The 16,264-nt window shown below is 71.9% G+C and carries 13 protein-coding genes; 11 read left to right on the forward strand and 2 right to left on the reverse strand.

The features are described 5' to 3' along the window. The first annotated feature begins 132 nt into the window (after positions 1-132). From E2651_RS02050 to E2651_RS02075, 6 genes are all read left to right on the forward strand, one after another. Positions 133-1,269, forward strand: coding sequence for an iron ABC transporter permease (locus E2651_RS02050; RefSeq protein WP_135329201.1), 1,137 nt, complete (start codon positions 133-135; stop codon positions 1,267-1,269). After that, positions 1,270-2,085, forward strand: a complete 816-nt coding sequence (locus tag E2651_RS02055) for an ABC transporter ATP-binding protein (RefSeq protein ID WP_135329202.1) — start codon at positions 1,270-1,272, stop codon at positions 2,083-2,085. Next, on the forward strand, positions 2,082-3,092 hold the full coding sequence (locus tag E2651_RS02060) for an ABC transporter substrate-binding protein (RefSeq protein WP_135329203.1): 1,011 nt from the start codon (positions 2,082-2,084) through the stop codon (positions 3,090-3,092). The genes E2651_RS02055 and E2651_RS02060 overlap by 4 nt, the downstream gene beginning before the upstream one ends. 95 nt (positions 3,093-3,187) lie before the next feature. Continuing rightward, positions 3,188-4,216, forward strand: a complete 1,029-nt coding sequence (locus E2651_RS02065; RefSeq protein WP_245238513.1) for a pyridoxal-phosphate dependent enzyme — start codon at positions 3,188-3,190, stop codon at positions 4,214-4,216. Beyond that, the gene (locus E2651_RS02070; RefSeq protein WP_135329205.1) at positions 4,213-5,439 is read left to right on the forward strand and encodes an ATP-grasp domain-containing protein; all 1,227 of its coding nucleotides are present in this window, start codon (positions 4,213-4,215) and stop codon (positions 5,437-5,439) included. Before E2651_RS02065 ends, E2651_RS02070 begins: the two co-directional genes overlap by 4 nt. After that, positions 5,436-6,671: an MFS transporter gene (locus E2651_RS02075; RefSeq protein WP_135329206.1), complete on the forward strand. Its 1,236-nt coding sequence runs from the start codon at positions 5,436-5,438 to the stop codon at positions 6,669-6,671. The genes E2651_RS02070 and E2651_RS02075 overlap by 4 nt, the downstream gene beginning before the upstream one ends. On the opposite strand, the gene E2651_RS02080 is transcribed toward E2651_RS02075, so the two are convergent. After that, a complete protein-coding gene (locus E2651_RS02080; RefSeq protein ID WP_135329207.1) occupies positions 6,652-7,119 on the reverse strand; it encodes a nuclear transport factor 2 family protein in 468 nt (155 codons plus the stop codon). The two genes, E2651_RS02075 and E2651_RS02080, sit on opposite strands and share 20 nt — an antisense overlap. A gap of 198 nt (positions 7,120-7,317) precedes the next feature. On the opposite strand from E2651_RS02080, the gene E2651_RS02085 reads away from it, so the two are divergent. The 3 genes from E2651_RS02085 (at position 7,318) to E2651_RS02095 (ending at position 10,714) form a co-directional block, all read left to right on the forward strand. Then, on the forward strand, positions 7,318-7,869 hold the full coding sequence (locus tag E2651_RS02085; protein ID WP_135329208.1) for a TetR/AcrR family transcriptional regulator: 552 nt from the start codon (positions 7,318-7,320) through the stop codon (positions 7,867-7,869). 171 nt (positions 7,870-8,040) lie between these two features. Further along, positions 8,041-8,991, forward strand: coding sequence for a diiron oxygenase (locus E2651_RS02090; protein WP_245238506.1), 951 nt, complete (start codon positions 8,041-8,043; stop codon positions 8,989-8,991). 73 nt (positions 8,992-9,064) lie between these two features. Further along, complete coding sequence (locus E2651_RS02095) at positions 9,065-10,714, forward strand: FAD-dependent oxidoreductase (protein WP_135329209.1); 1,650 nt, start codon at positions 9,065-9,067, stop codon at positions 10,712-10,714. A 27-nt stretch (positions 10,715-10,741) separates the two neighbouring features. On the opposite strand, the gene E2651_RS02100 is transcribed toward E2651_RS02095, so the two are convergent. Then, complete coding sequence (locus E2651_RS02100; protein ID WP_135329210.1) at positions 10,742-10,954, reverse strand: DUF4287 domain-containing protein; 213 nt, start codon at positions 10,952-10,954, stop codon at positions 10,742-10,744. A gap of 181 nt (positions 10,955-11,135) precedes the next feature. On the opposite strand from E2651_RS02100, the gene E2651_RS02105 reads away from it, so the two are divergent. Further along, positions 11,136-12,722 carry an MFS transporter gene (locus E2651_RS02105; protein ID WP_135329211.1) on the forward strand — a complete coding sequence of 529 codons (1,587 nt, stop codon included), beginning with the start codon at positions 11,136-11,138 and terminating at the stop codon, positions 12,720-12,722. A 142-nt stretch (positions 12,723-12,864) separates the two neighbouring features. Continuing rightward, positions 12,865-15,933, forward strand: coding sequence for an AfsR/SARP family transcriptional regulator (locus tag E2651_RS02110; protein WP_245238507.1), 3,069 nt, complete (start codon positions 12,865-12,867; stop codon positions 15,931-15,933). Positions 15,934-16,264 lie beyond the last annotated feature (331 nt).

Genomic DNA, 16,264 nt, shown 5'->3' on the forward strand with positions numbered 1-16,264 from the left:
TGCGCTTCACGAACAGCTGAAGCAGTTCACGAACAGCAGGGAACTCATCCCGTCCTTCGGCCGACTACTGGAGCGTGCCGCACCGCGGACACGCCGAACCACTGCGAACCGCCCCAAGGGCGAAGGGACTTCATGACCGAGGCCACTTCCGGGACCGCGCCCTCGCGCCCCGCCGACCCCGCACCGCCCCCGGACGACTCGCTCCCCGGTGCGGAGCGGAAGGCGCGGCGGGCCGGCCGCGGCAGACTCCTGACCACGCTGACGGTGCTCTCCGTGACCCTGGTGGTGTCCGTACTCGCGGGCATCGCACTGGGTCCGACGGTCGTGGCACCCGGCGATGTCGCCCACTTCATCGGCGCCGCCATCACTGGGGGTTCCATCGGTGCGGACGAGGTCAGCGAGTACGCCATCGTCTGGCACGTCCGCACGCCCCGGGTGCTCCTCGCGGCCGTGGTCGGGGCCGGGCTCGCGGTCGTGGGCGTCGCGATCCAGGCGCTGGTGCGCAACGCCCTCGCGGACCCGTTCGTCCTCGGGATCTCCTCCGGCGCGTCGGTCGGTGCCACCGCCGTGGTGGTGTTCGGGGCCTTCGCGAGCTTGGGCGTCTACGCGCTGTCGGCCGCGGCATTCCTCGGGGCGCTCGCCGCGACCGTCCTCGTGTACCTGGCCGCACGCGGACCGCTCGGCCTGACACCGTTGCGCCTCGTGCTCACCGGCGTGGCGCTGGCCTACGGATTCCAGGCCCTGATGAGCGTGCTGGTCTTCCTCTCCCCGAACGGCCAAGCCGCGCGCACCGTGCTGTTCTGGCTGCTCGGCAGCCTGGGCTCGGCGACCTGGGAGTCGCTGCCGCTCGCCGCCGGTGCGGTCCTGGTGACCGTCGTGGTGCTGCTGCGCCAGAGCAGGTCCCTGGACGTGCTCTCGCTGGGCGACGAGACCGCGGCCAGCCTCGGCGTGGACGCGGAAGCACTGCGCAGGAGGCTCTTCCTGCTCACCGCCGCGGTCACCGGTCTGATCGTCGCGGTCAGCGGCGCCATCGGTTTCGTCGGGCTCGTCCTGCCCCATGTCGTACGCATCCTGGTCGGCTCGACGCACCGCCGTGTCCTCGCGGTCGCGCCGCTCGCCGGGGCCTGCTTCCTGGTCTGGGTCGACCTCGTCGCCCGCACCGCGTTCGCCCCGGAGGAGCTGCCGCTCGGCGTGATCACCGCGCTGATCGGCGTACCCGTATTCATCGTGCTGATGCGCCGGCGCGGCTATCTGTTCGGAGGACGGTAGATGACCCTCGTCCTGCGCGACCTGACGGTCGAGGCGGCCGGCCGGGCCCTGGTCGACCGGCTCAACATCGAGGTGCCCGACGGCCGGATCGTCGGGGTGGTCGGCCCGAACGGCAGCGGCAAGTCGACCGCGCTGCGGTGCGTCTACCGGGCGCTGCGACCGACCTCGGGGGCGGTCCTTCTCGACGGCGCCGAACTGGCATCCCTGAAGCTGCGCGACAGCGCACGGTCCATCGCCGCGCTCACCCAGGAGAGCCGCACCGAACTCGACTTCACGGTCGAGGAGGTCGTGGCGCTCGGCCGGGCCCCGCACACCCGCGGCAACCAGCCCCTCACCGCACACGAACGCGCCCTGTGCGCGCGGGCGATGGACCGGCTCGACGTCACCCACCTCGCGGAACGCAGCGTGCTCACCCTCTCCGGAGGCGAGCGGCAGCGTGTCCTGGTGGCGCGCGCCCTCGTCCAGGAACCCCGCGTTCTGGTGCTCGACGAGCCCACCAACCACCTCGACATCCGGCACCAGGTCCAGCTCCTCTCCTTCCTGCGCGGATCGGGACTGACCGTGCTCACGGCCCTGCACGACCTCAACCTGGCGGCCGCGGCCTGCGACAGCATCGCCGTCCTGAGCGAGGGCTCCCTGGTCACCTCGGGACGCCCCGCCGAGGTCCTGAACCCCGAGCTGATCCGCAAGGTGTTCGGCGTCGACGCCACCGTCGTGCACCACCCGCGCTCCCAAGCACCCCAACTGGTCTACGACCTCGCCCCCACCAGCTCCCCGGCACCCGCCGACGCCCTACCAGAAGGACCGCACTCATGATCCGACCACCGTTGCCCCGCGCCGCCCTGGCGACCGCCGTGCTCCTTGCGACCGGGCTCCTGACCGCAGGCTGCGGTGCCGAGGTCGAGCCGACGGCGAAGAACAAGGACGAGAAGGTCACCGTCTCCAACTGCGGCAAGGACGTCACATACACCCGGCCCGAGCGTCCGGTGGCCTACGACGTGAGCGGCGCGGAGAAGATGTTCTCCCTCGGCCTCGCCGACCGGATGCGCGGCTACGTCATGAACAAGCTCGGCGACCCGTCCATCAAGGGCTCGCCCTGGCGCGGGGATTACGCGGACGTGGAGCGCCTCGGCACCGAGCGCATCACACGGGAGATCGTCGTCGACGCCAAGGCCGACTTCGTGCTCGCCGGGTGGAACTCGGGCTTCAGCGAGGAACGCGGCATCACCCCCGCCCTCCTGGACAAGGTCGGATCCGCCAGCTACCTGCACACCGAGACCTGCTGGGACTACGGCGACAAGAGCGTCGACGTGACACCGCTGGAGGCGCTCTACACGGACCTCAAGAACCTGGGCCGGATCTTCGGAGTGGAGAAGCGGGCCGACAAGGTCGTCGGCGATCTCAAGGGACGCGTCAGCGCGCTGAAGAAAACCTGGCCCGCCAAGGGCGACCCCACGAAGGTCTTCGTCTACGACTCGGGCACCGACCAGCCGTTCACCGCCGGACACCACGCCGCGCCGAACGACATCATCAAGGCGGCCGGCGGGACCAACGTCTTCGACGGCCTCGACAAGGGCTGGACGACGGTCGGTTGGGAGCCCGTCATCAAGGCGAAGCCCGAGGTGATCGTCATCGTCGACTACGCCGACCAGCCGGCCAAGGAGAAGATCGCCTACCTGAAGTCGCTGCCGAGCCTGAAGTCGGTGCCCGCGGTGAAGGAGAACCGCTTCTTCGTGATGTCGTACGGCGACGCCGTCAGCGGCCCGCGCAACGTCAAGGGCGCCGAGGACCTGGGCGGCTACCTGCGGTCGGTCGGACGGTGACAGCCATGCACACGGCAGCCGCCCTCCAAGCCCCCCAGGGCCCGACGGCCCCCCAGGCCCTCACGGCCAGGGTCCACGGACACATCACCGACGCGATGAAGGCCCCCGACCTGCTGCGACTGACCGACAACGTCGTCCTCGCCCGGTTCGAGACGATGAAGGTGTACGCGGCGCTCGGCGCCGTCCGCACCCTGCTCGAGCGCGGCACCGTGCGGCCCGGCCAGACCCTCGTCGACAGCTCGAGCGGCATCTACGCCCTCGCCCTGGCCATGGCCTGCCACCGCTACGGCCTCGGCTGCCACATCGTCGCCTCCACCACCGTCGACGCCGCGATGCGCGCCCAGCTGGAGATCCTCGGGGCCACGGTGGACCAGATGCCGCCCGCCGACGACCTGCGGCTCGACCAGGAACGCCGCGTGCGGCGCGTGCGCCAGCTGCTCGCCGACCGCTCCGACGTGCACTGGATGCGTCAGTACCACGACGCCGTCCACTACACCGGCTACCGGGAGTTCGCGGACCTGGTCGACGCCGCGCTGCCGGAAGGACCGCTGACCGTCGTGGGCGCGGTCGGCACCGGCGCCTCCACGGGCGGGCTCGTCCAGCCGCTGCGAGGCCGCGGCCGGGAGGTCCGGCTGCTCGGCCTGCAGCCCTTCGGCAGCGTCACGTTCGGCAGCCAGGACTTCAGCGACCCCGAGGCGATCATCGCCGGAATCGGCAGCTCGATCCCCTTCGACAACGTCCGCCACGATCTCTACGACAGCCTGCACTGGGTGGACTTCCGGCACGCCATGGCGGGCGCCGTCGATCTGCTGCGCGGCCACGCGGTGTTCGCAGGCCTGTCCACCGGCGCGGCGCACCTCGTCGCGGGATGGGAGGCGGCCCGCCACCGGGACCGTATGCACCTGGTCATCGGCGCCGACACCGGGCACCGCTACACGGAGCGCGTCTTCGCCCGGCACGAGGAGGCGCTCGACCCGCGCGCCCTCAAACCGCACCAGATCACCGACCTCGCCGACCTCGCGCCGCCCTGGTCGGCCATGGAGTGGAACCGGCGGGGCTACGACGTGGGCACCCGGCAGGAAGCACGACACCAGATGAACGACAAGGAGGGGACGGCATCGTGACCATCGCCGCCCTGGAAGCACTCACCTTCGGCCTCGGACGCCTGGTGGACGCCGCCGACAACGCCGGACACCGGCTCTGCCTCCTCACCGGAGACCGCGCCGTCTACCGCCACGAACTGGCCCGCCTCCAGCCGGACGCGCTCGACATCGTCGATGTCGACACGGGCGACACATCCGCGTGCGCCGACGCCCTGGCCGCTCTGCCAGGACTGAAGGGGCTGATCAACTCCACCGACACCTGGAGCGTGCCCGGGGCGGACCTGGCGGCCCGACTCGGCCTGCCAGGACCCGATCCGACGGCGGTCCGGCTGCTGCGCGACAAGTCCCGCGTACGAGACCTCCTGCACGAGCGCGGGCTGAGCCGGGGCCCCGCCCTGGCGATCCCGGCCGACCCCGCCGCGGCCGGTGACGTGCTGCGGACGATCGGCCTGCCCGCGGTCCTCAAGGACTCCGCGGGCACCTCCTCCCGCAACGTCTGGCTGGTCCGCGACGAGGAGCAGCTGCATATGGCGCTCGGCGAGGCCGCTCAACGCCCGTTCACCGGACGGCTGTTCGCGGAGCCCTTCTTCGCCGGTCCTGTCTACTCCGCCGAGACGCTGAGCTGGGCCGGGCGCACGCGACTCCTCGGTGTGCTCAGCCGCCAGATGTCGCCCGAACCCTCGGTCCGCGAGGAGGCGGCGGCCTTCCCCGTCGCGCTGCCCGACCCCGAACTCGACCTGATCGAGGACTGGGTGGGGCGCGTCCTGGAGACTGCGGGACACGACGCGGGCTTCGCCCACGTCGAGTTCGTCCTCACCACCGAGGGCCCTGAGCTCGTCGAGATCAACCGGCGCATCGGCGGCGCCCTCGTCGGCGAGGCCCTGTGCCGTGCGCTGGGCACGAACGTCTACGACGCGATGGTCGCCGCGGCACTGGGCCTGCGCCCCGACCTGCTCGACGCACCGCGGGCCACGGGCCCCGGCACGGGATTCGTGCTCGTCTATCCCGAAGGGCCCGGAACCCTCACCGGATGGACCGGCGTGGACGGTCTGGCCGCCTTCCCCGGTTCGCCCGAGTGGTATCCCACCGCGGCCCCCGGCGACCGTCTCGAGCACGTACGCGACCAGCGCGGCTGCACCGGCATCGTCCTGGCGGAGGGTGCGACGGCGGAGCTCGCACTGCACCGTGCGCTGAGCGCGGCCGGGAGCATACGGCCGGTCATGGCCGCCGACGCCTCTCAGTGAGGCGGCAGGGGAAGCCGCGCGGCCGGCTGCGGTCCGGTCTCGCGCGGCTCACCGCGCCGCAACAGTTCCTGCTGGCCGGATCGTTCCTGATTCCCCTGGGCAGCTTCGCCGTCCTGCCCTTCATGTCGGTGCTGCTGCACCGGCAACTGGGCATGGGGCTCGGCGCGGTGGGCATCGTCCTCGCCGTCGCCTCGCTGACGCAGTTCTCTGGCGGCGTGGCGGGCGCCGCCCTCGCCGAGCGGATCGGCCTGCGGCGCACGATGCTGCTGGCCCTGGGCATCCGCACGGCCGGGTTCGCCTGCTTCCTGCCCGGTCCGCACCATCCGGCCGCCGCCGTCACCGCCCTCTTCCTCGTCTCCGTCGGCGCCGCGCTCTATCTCCCCGCGAACAAGGGGTACTTGATCCACCGGGCCGATGAGGAACAGCGCCCCCTGCTGCTGTCCGCGAGCAGCTCCGCGCTCAACGCGGGCATCGCCCTGGGGCCACTGGCAGCGGCGCCGTTCGTCCTCAGCGCATCGGCGGGGCTCTTCACCGCGGTCACCGTGCTGTTCGCGGCGATCACGGCGGGGCACGCGCTGCTGCCGGCGGAAGCGCCCGACCCCGGGGCGGCGGATCGGACCATGGGGACCGGTCGGGAGAGGGCGTTCGCCGGGTTGGCGGGGCTGCCCTTCGCGGCCACCGTGCTGAGCCTGTACGTGTTCATGTTCTTCCAGCACTACCTCGCGCTCTACGCGGTGCCCCGGACCTCGACGACGTACTACGGCCTGGTCCTCGCGCTCTACGCGCTCCTGCTCGTCGTCGCGCAACCCCTGCTCGCGGACCGGATCGCGGGCCTGTCCTACGCCCGTGCCCTCTGGTTCGGCTTCGGCGCGATGACCTGCGGCATGGCCACGCTCGCCATCGGCGGCCATGTCGCGATCCTGCTCGGGTCCCTGCTCATCTGCCTCGGCGAGATCGTCCTCTTCTTCAAGAACGACCTCGAGGCGCTGGCCCGTTCGCCGCGCGCGCCCGCCGTGGTCTTCGGCCGCCAGCGCCTGGCGGCCGGGATCGGCGCGTTCGCCAGCGGTGTCGCCGGAGGCGAGGGCTATCAACTGGCCGAACGCACCGGCCGACCCGGCCTGTTCTGGGTCGCGGTGGCGGCCCAGTGCGCACTGCTGCCGTTGCTCCTGGTCACGTTGGTGCGCCGTCGGCGTCAGCGGCGGCCATCGGCCGTCACAGCCCGAGATCGCTGAGGCCGGGATGGTCGTCGGGGCGACGTCCCAGCGGCCAGTGGTACTTGCGGTCGGACTCCGCGATCGGCAGGTCGTTGATGCACGCGTGCCGGACGCGCATCAGTCCGTCGTCGTCGAACTCCCAGTTCTCGTTCCCGTACGAGCGGAACCAGTGCCCGGAGTCGTCGTGCCATTCGTACGCGAAGCGCACCGCGATGCGGTTGCCGTCGTGGGCCCACAACTCCTTGATGAGGCGGTAGTCGAGCTCGCGGTCCCACTTGCGGGACAGGAAGCCGACGATGGCATCGCGCCCGGTGACGAACTCGGCACGGTTGCGCCAGCGCGAGTCCTCTGTGTACGCCAGGGCGACCTTCTCGGGATCGCGGCTGTTCCAGCCGTCCTCGGCCAGCCGGACCTTCTCGGCCGCGGTCCCGCGGGTGAACGGGGGGACGGGAGGTCGTGCGGTCATCGGCCTGCCTCGCTTTCGGTGCATGCGGTGCATGCGGTGCATGCGGTGCATGCGGTGCATGCGGTGGGGGGAACGAGCGTTCTCCACCTGAGGGCACCACGATAGGAGAACGCACGTTCTCACGCAAGGGTGCCGTCGCCTACCGACCCGTAGTACCGTCGAAGAACGTTCGTTCTCCTTCTCGGGTCAGGGGCTCTCATGGATCGCGTCGAGGCCGAAGCCCGCGTGCTCGACGCCGCCGAAAGGCTCTACTACGAGCGCGGCGTCCAGGTGGTGGGCATGGACCAGGTCCGTGCGGCGTCCGGGGTCTCCCTCAAGCGGCTCTACCAGGTCTTTCCGTCGAAGTCGGAGCTGGTCCTCGCCTGCCTCGAGCGCCGGGACCGTCGCTGGCGGGCGCGGCTCGCCGAGTACGTGGACGGCAGGACCGCGGGGGAGAGCCGCCTCCTCGCGGTCTACGACTGGCTGTACGAGTGGTTCTCCGAGCCGGACTTCCGCGGCTGTGCCTTCATCAACTCCTTCGGTGAACTCGGTGCAGTGGACCCGGCGGTGACCCGGGCCGTCCGGGCGCACAAGGGCGCCTTCCGCGACTATGTGGCCGGACTCGCGGCCGCCGAGGGGCAGCCGGAGGGGGTGGTGGGCCCCTTGTTCCTGCTGGCGGAAGGGGCCATGACCACGGCCGCGATCTCGGGGTCGCCGGAACCGGCGCGTGAGGCGCGTGCGGGTGCGGCTCAGGTGCTGGCCGCGCGGTAGTCGTTCCCACGCGCCTTCCGGCGAGGGTTCCGATAGTTCTTACTCGGGGGTAGGCCTGCCCCGTCTCCTTGTTATACGGTCCGTCAACAAGGGCTCCGGCGGCGTCGCGGGACGGCGCGGCGGTCCGTTGCCTCGACGTTGGCGCACCCCTCCGAGTCAAGGAGCCGCAGCATGGCAAGCAGCACTGTTCGGCCGACCGCACAGGGTCACTCCCAAGACCACTCCCAGGACCGCTCCCAAGACCACTCCCAGGACGACGACGTGGCCCGGCGGCTGCTCGACTCGGCCGCTGTGCTGGCCTACGACCCGGCCACCGAGGTCGACTGGGAGACGCCCCTCGACCGCGACTACCACGGCGCGAGCCCGGAGTGGAGCTCGCTCTACGGCACCGCGTACTGGCAGGAGTTGACCGAGGCGCAGCGCAAGGAACTGACGCGCCAGGAAGCCGCGTCGGTGGCCAGCACGGGCATCTGGTTCGAGATGATCCTGCAGCAGATGGTCTTGCGGGACGTGTACGCGAAGGACCCCACGAGCGCCGAGGTCCAGTGGGCGCTCACGGAGATCGCCGAGGAGTGCCGCCACTCGATCATGTTCGCCCGCGGCGCCCAGAAGCTGGGAGCGCCCGCCTACCGGCCGCACCGTGCCGTCATGGAGCTCGGCCGCGCCTTCAAGACCCTGGCCTTCGGCGAGGCGGCGTACGCGGCGATCCTGGTGGCCGAAGAGGTGCTCGACGTCATGCAGCGCGACTGGATGCGGGACGAGCGCGTCGTGCCGTTCGTCCGGACGATCAACAACATCCATGTGGTCGAGGAGTCGCGGCACATGAAGTTCGCCCGCGACCAGACGCGCAAGCGGCTCGTGGGCGCGGGACGGATCCGCCGGCAGATCAACGCGTTCGTCATCGCGATCGCGTCGTACTACATCGTCACCAGCATGGTGAACCGCAAGGTGTACGCGAACGCGGGGCTCGACGAGCGGCGCGCCCTCGCCGAGGCGAAGGCCAACGAGCACCACAAGTCGATGATGCGGTCGAGCTGTTCGGGCCTGATGGAGTTCCTCGCGTCCGCCCGACTGCTCACCAAGCCGGCGCTGGCCTTCTACAAGCGCGCCAACCTCATCTGACCCGACCGCATCTGAATCGCCCTCATCCGACCCGACCTCAGTCGATCCGAGCCGAACGAGTCGAGCCGCCACCATGACCTATGCCATCACCCAGACCTGCTGCACCGATGCCACCTGCGTCGCCGTCTGCCCGGTCAACTGCATCCACCCGACGCCGCAGGAACGGGCGTTCGGCAGCACGGAGATGCTGCACATCGACCCGACGACCTGCATCGGCTGCGGAGCCTGCGCCGACGCCTGCCCGGTCGACGCGATCTTCCCGGTGGACGGCCTGCCCGCCGCGCAGCGGGAGTACGCCGAGATCAACTCCGCGTACTACGAGGGGAAGGCGCCCGAAGGCGAGCCGGACGGGCCGAACTTCCACGTCTGGGACGAGCCGTCCTTCCCGCGCGTCCTGCCGTCGGACTTCGCCCCGCTGAAGGTCGCCGTCGTCGGTACCGGACCGGCCGGGATGTACGCCGTGCAGGACCTGTTGCTGCACACCAGCGCCGAAGTGACGCTGATCGACCGGCTTCCGGTGGCCGGCGGGCTCATACGCCACGGCGTGGCACCCGACCATCCCGCGACCAAGAAGGTCGGCGAGACCTTCGCGCGTTTCCACACGCATCCGCGGGTGCGCATGCACCTGGGGCTCGAGGTGGGCGCCGACATCACCCCGCAGGAGCTGGCCGCGTACCACGACGCCGTCATCTACGCCGTGGGGGCCGCCGCGGACCGCACCCTGGACGTGCCGGGCGAGCACCTGCCCGGCACGATCTCGGCACGGTCCTTCGTCGCCTGGTACAACGCCCACCCGGACGCGGCGCCGGACGGGATCGACCTCTCCGCCGAGCGCGTGGTCGTCGTCGGCAACGGCAACGTCGCCCTCGACGTCGCCCGGATCCTGCTCGCCGACCCCGACGGACTCGCCCGCACCGACATCGCCGACCACGCCCTGGCGGCGCTGCGGACGAGCAAGGTCCGCGAGGTGGTCCTGCTCGGACGGCGCGGCCCCGAGGACGCCGCGTACACCGCCTCCGAGCTGATCGCGCTCAAGCACCTGCCGGGTGTGGAGCTGATCGTCGACGACCACGACCCGCGGATCGCAGCGGCCATCGACGAGGCGGGCCCGAAGGACAAGGCGGCCGTCCTGCGCGGCGTGACCCGCGGCCGGACGAACGTGGCGGAGCAGCCCGCGCCCGGCCGGCGCATCGTGCTGCGCTTCCACTGCACCCCGCTGGAGGTGCGGGGCCAGGACGGTGCCGAGGCCGTGCGCGTCTCGGAAGCCTCGGGCGAGCGGACGATCCGTACCGGCCTGGTGCTGCGCGCGATCGGCTACCGCGGGGTTCCGGTCGCCGGACTGCCCTTCGACGCGGCCACCGGCACCGTCCCGCACGAGGGCGGCCGCGTGACCGGACGGCCCGGCACCTACGTCGTGGGCTGGATCAAGCGGGGCCCCAGCGGCGGCATCGGCGCCAACCGCACCTGCGCCGCCGAGACGGTCACCACCCTCCTCGCCGACGCGGTCGCCGGCGCCCTGCCCGCACCGGAGCGCGCGCAGAAGGCCTTCCACCGGCTGGCCCGGCGCCGCAACAGCAAGGTCGTCGACGCCCGCGGCCTGGCCGCGATCGAGCGCGCCGAGGTCACCCGGGGCGAACGCGACGGCAGGCCCCGGGTGAAGCTCGCCACCGTGGACGAGCTCGTGTCGACGGCGCGCGGGAGCCGCGGCGGCGTGCTGCGCTGAGCCGCCCCGACCGGGCACGCCCGCGCCTCACTTGGCGCGGGCCTCGGCAAGGGTGTGGGCCACGAGGGCGTTGGCGTGACCGTGGCCCAGGCCGTGCTCGGCCTTGAGCCAGGCGACGAGTTCCATGTGCTTGGTCAGCGGCGAGGAGCGGACGAGCTCCAGCCACTCGGTGACCGGGCGGCCGTACGTCTTCTCGATCGAAGGGAAGTAGGCGGCCGGGCCCTTGGCGGCGGTGCTCATGATGGGGGTGTCCCGTCTGTCGTGGTGATGCTCTGGTGATGTCGTGGGTTAGACGGGCGGGGCCGAGGAAAGTCATCGGTCGTCCGGAGGCTCCTTCGGCCAAATGGCGGGGTCAGGGCGCCGGGACTAGCCTTGAGCCTGTGAACGCCGCCGTTCACTCCCAAGCGCGTAAGCAAATCCCATGACGGCCGCTCGATCTTCACCCTCGGAGCCTGCCGAATCCCCGGAGCGGGGACGGGGCAGCGGTATCGCGCTTCTCGTCATCTGCTCGTGCCAGCTGATGGTGGTCCTCGACATCACCATCGTGAACATCGCGCTGCCGCACATCCAGAGCTCGCTCGGCTTCTCCACCGAGACCCTGTCCTGGGTGGTCAGCGCCTACACGCTGACCTTCGGCGGCCTGCTCCTCCTCGGCGGGCGGCTCGGAGACATCCTCGGCCGCCGCAGGGTCTTCATGTTCGGCGTCCTGCTCTTCGTGTTCGCCTCCCTGCTCGGCGGGCTCTCCCAGGAGTCCTGGCAGTTGCTCGCGGCGCGGTCGCTGCAGGGCGTCGGTGGCGCCATCGCCTCGCCCACCGCCCTCGCGCTGATCACCACGACGTTCCGCGAAGGACCCGAGCGGAACCGGGCGTTCGGCGTGTTCGCCGCCGTTTCGGCAGGCGGCAGCGCGATCGGGCTGCTCGCGGGCGGGCTGCTCGTGGAGTGGCTCGACTGGCGCTGGGTCCTCTTCGTGAACATCCCCATCGGCCTGCTGATCGCGCTCGCGACGCCCCGCCACATCCGGGAGTCCGAGCGTCATCCCGGCCACTTCGACATCCTCGGCGCGCTCACGTCCACCGTCGGCATGGTGCTGCTCGTCTACGGCTTCATCCGGGCCTCCAAGGACGGCTGGAGCGACACGCTGACCATTTCGGCCTTCGTGGCGGCCGTCGTGCTCCTCGGCGTGTTCCTCACCATCGAGAGCCGGTCGAAGCAGCCGATCACGCCGCTGTGGATGTTCCGCGACCGCAACCGCGCCGGTGTCTACGGAATGATGCTGAGCCTGGCCGCGGCGATGTTCGGCATGTTCTTCTTCCTGACGCTGTTCGTGCAGAACATCCTGAACTTCAGCCCGCTGCGGGCCGGCCTCGCCTTCCTGCCGGTGAGCGCGATCATCGCGGTGGGAGCGGGGCTCGCATCCCAGCTGCTGCCCAAGTGGGGGCCCAAGCCCTTCATGGTGGCGGGCGCGACCCTGGCCGCCATCGGGCTCGGCTGGCTGACGATGACCGATGTCGACAGCAGCTACGCGGGAAGCATCCTCGGGCCCATGCTGGTCTTCGGCTTCGGCATGGGCATGCAGTTCGTGTCGCTGACCCTGATGGCGGTGTCGGGCGTGGCACCCCACGAAGCGGGCGCGGCCTCCGGTGTCCTCAACGCCACGCAGCAGGTGGGCGGTTCGCTCGGCCTGTCCGTCCTGGTCACCGTCTTCGGCACGGCCAGCCGCAACGAGGCCACCGACCAGGTGCCGCGGTTCCTCGAGGAGGCGACCCCCGCCCAGCTCGTGGAGTTCCGCAGGACCGGGCAGCTCCCGGGGAGCTGGGCCGACCAGGTCCTCGCTTCGGGCATCTCCGGTGCGTTCATCGCCGCCGCGGTCTTCGCGATCGTCGCCGCGCTGATCGCCCTGGTGGTCATCCAGGTGCGGCCCGCGGACCTGGAGCGGCTCCAGGGCAACGGCGCGAACCCGCTCGCACCGGCCTCAGACGTGCCGGACGAACCCGCGCGCCCCGATTGAGGCGTAATGCCCCAGGAGCGCCGACGTGGCCTGATTCCCCTTGCCGGGACGCCGGTTGATGCGTGACGGACGTAACATGACCAGTCGGCGACCGGGGATCGGCGAGCGGGGACGGAGCGGGGCAGGGACGCATGGAGAGGGCGTGGACACGAACACGGACTACCGCCTCCTTGGGCCGGTCGAGGCATGGCGCGCGGGCCGTCGGCTCGACCTCGGCGGACCCAAGCCCCGGGCACTCCTTGCGGCGCTGCTCCTCGAGCCCGGACGTGTGGTGTCCGTCGACGCGCTCATCGACGCCATCTGGGGCGGGAACCCGCCGGGCACGGCGCGTTCCCTGATCCAGTCCTATGTCTCCGCACTGCGGCGCGCCCTGTCCGCCGACGCCATCGAGACCCGGCCGCCCGGATATCTGATCCACGCCGACACCGCCCTGGTCGACCGCACCGCGTTCGAGCGTCTGACGGCACAGGGCAGACAGGCCGCCGCCGCGGGCGACCACCCCGCGGCCGCCCGGCTGCTCGCCGAGGCCCTCGCCCTGTGGCGCGGCCCCGCGCTCGGCGGCATCGGCGACACGCTGCGGGCCATCGCCGATCAACTGGAGGAGGCGCGGCAGACCGCCCTGGAGGAGCGGATCGCCGCCGAACTCTCCGAGGCGGGACGTGAGACGGACCTGGTCGCCGAACTGACCGCCCTGGTCGCCACCCACCCCACGCGGGAACGGCTGCGCGGCCAACTGATGCTCACCCTCTACCGGTCGGGCCGCCAGGCGGACGCGCTCGCGGTGTACGCGGAGGGCCGAGACGTACTCGCGGAAGAGCTGGGCATCGATCCGGGGCCCGATCTCCGCAGGATGTACGAGTCGATCCTGCGCGCGGACGACGCGCTGCTGCCGGGTGCCGCTTCGCCCGCAAGCGCGGAAGGTGTGCTTCCGGCGGCTCCCGTGCTGGTTCCGGCCCTTCTGCCGCCCGCCATCGCGGACTTCACCGGACGCGCCACGCACCTCGCCGACGTACGGGCGGCGCTTTCGGGCCCTCGTGATTCGGGCCCTCGTGAAGTGATGCCCGTCGTCGTGGTGTCGGGCACCGGCGGCGTCGGCAAGTCCACCCTGGGCGTCCAGGCGGCACACCAGGTCGCCGAGGCATATCCGGACGGCCAGCTCTACGCCGAACTGCGCGGTTCCACCGACCCGGTGGCGCCCGGCGAAGTGCTCGGGCGGCTGCTGCGCGCACTGGGGGCCAACCCGCCCGAGGGGGACGCGGAACGGCGCGACCTCTTTCGCAGCCTGGTCGCGGGGCGCAGCCTCCTGCTCGTGCTCGACGACGCGGGCAGCGAGTCCCAGGTGCGCCCGCTGCTGCCGGGGAGCGCCACCTGCGGGGTGCTGATCACCGCGCGGGCCCGGCTCGGCGCGCTGGCCTGCACGCACCGCGCCGATCTAGAGGTGTTCGCCACGGAGCCGGGAACAGAACTCCTGGCCAGGGTCGCGGGCGAGCGGCGCGTGCGGGACGAGCCGGCCGCCGCCCGGCGCATCGTCGAGCTGTGCGGCGGCCTTCCGCTGGCCATCCGGATCGCCGGGGCACGCCTCGCCACCCAGCGGCACTGGACACCGGAGATGCTCGCGGGACGGCTCGCCGACGAACACCACCGGCTCGACGAACTCGCCGTCGGTGACCTGGAGATCCGGGCCGGTCTCGGCCTGAGCTACCGGGCGCTCGACGTCCCCGCCCGCACCGCCCTGCGCCGCCTCGGCCTGCTCGCCGCGTCCGACGTCGCCGCCTGGGTGGTGGCCGCGCTGCTCGACGTGCACGAGGCCGCGGCGGACCGCGTCGTGGAGCAGCTCGTCGACGCCCAGTTGCTGCACTGCACCGGCGTCGACCGCGCGGGGCAGGCCCGCTTCAGGCCGCACGACCTGGTGCGGGTGTACGCCGCCGAACGCGCCGACGCCGAGGAGCCGCCCGCCGAACGGGCCGCCGCCGTCGCCCGCGCGCTCGGCGCCTGGCTCTGGCTGACCGGCCGCGTCGCGTCCGTCACGCCGTCCGGCGCGGTCGAACTGCACCGCCGGCTGCTCGACGGCGACGGGCCGACGGACGGGCCGGTGGGGCGCTTCGTACGGCCCATCGGTCCCGAGGCCACCCGGCGCGCGCTCGCCGACCCGACCGCCTGGTTCGACGCCGAGGCCGACGCGATCGCCACCGCCGTCGAACGCGCGGCCTCCCTGGATCTGCACACCCTGGCCTGCGAGGCCGCGGCCGCCCTGTGCTCGTCGGCGTACACCGTCGGCAATCGCTTCGAGGCGTGGTGGCGCACCCATGACGCGGCCCTTGCCGCCGCCCGCCGCGCCGAAGACCGCTCCGGAGAGGCCCTGTTGCTCATCGGGCTCGGGCAACTCCGCTTCGAGCAGGACCGGTTCCCCGAGTCGCAGGGCTACTTCCGGCAGGCGGCACGGCTCTGCGCCGAACTCGGTGACGCGCGCGGCCGGGCCGCCGCCTTCGCCGGTCTCGGCAGCGCCCTGCGGGAAGCGGGCCGCCTGCGTGCCGCGCAGGACGTCCTGGCCCAGGCGGTCACCGGCTTCCGAGGCATCGACGACGACCCCGGCGTCGGTCTCTCCTGCCGGTACGCCGGAACCGTCCGCCTGGAACTGGGCGACCACGAAGCGGCGAGCGACCTCCTCGACGAGTCACTGCGCGCCTACCGCAGGCTCGGCAGCCGTCGCGGCGAGGCGCTCACCCTGCGCTCCATCAGCCTCGTACGGCGTGCGCTCGGCGAGTACGCGGCGGCCGAGGAACTGGCAGGCCGGGCGGTGGACCTCCTCAGTACCCTGGGGGACCCGCTGATGTCCGCGTACGCGATGCAGGCCCGCGCCAAGTCTCGTGTCCGCCTTGGGCGTTCGGCCGAGGCGGAGGCCGAGATCCGCGACGTACTCGAAGTCTGCCGCGACCACCGCGACCGTTTCGGCGAGGCGCTCGCCCTGCGCACCCTCGGTGAGTGCGAGCTCGCCGCGGGCCGCATCGAGGCCGCCGCACAGAGCCTGACCACGGCGGCCGCCCGCTGGGACGCCCTGGAGCTGCCGCTGCCCCGCGCCCGCACCCTGCGCGACCTCGCCGCGACGCGGGAGGCCGCGGGGGACGCGGCGGGAGCACACGCGCTGCGCGCCGAGGCGCAGGAGGTCTTCATGGCGTACGAGGCGCGGGAGCGGGACGAGCCCTGGGTCTGACGGCGCTGGATCTGACGGCCCTGGATCTGACGGCGCTGGGTCTGACGAGCCCCGGGTCTGAAGAATTGCGGGTCTGAGGAATTGCGGGTCTGAGGAATTCCGCTTGCCGTGGATTTGCAGAGAACTTGCAGCGGCCTGCGGCACGCTGTCTGTGTCGGCAGGGAGACCCGCCGGCGCATCGGGGGAACAACGGGGGACTCAGCGGAATTCGACGGGGGTCGACGGGGGAAGGCCACTGATGCCTCGCGCGGCCCACACCACCGGCGTCGTCGGAGGTGTGGGCCCTTCCACGCGTAGCGACCCCGCCAGTAACGAGGAGGGGACTCCGGGG

This window comes from Streptomyces sp. MZ04 (genome assembly GCF_004684775.1).
In the GTDB taxonomy this organism is placed as follows: Bacteria; Actinomycetota; Actinomycetes; order Streptomycetales; family Streptomycetaceae; genus Streptomyces.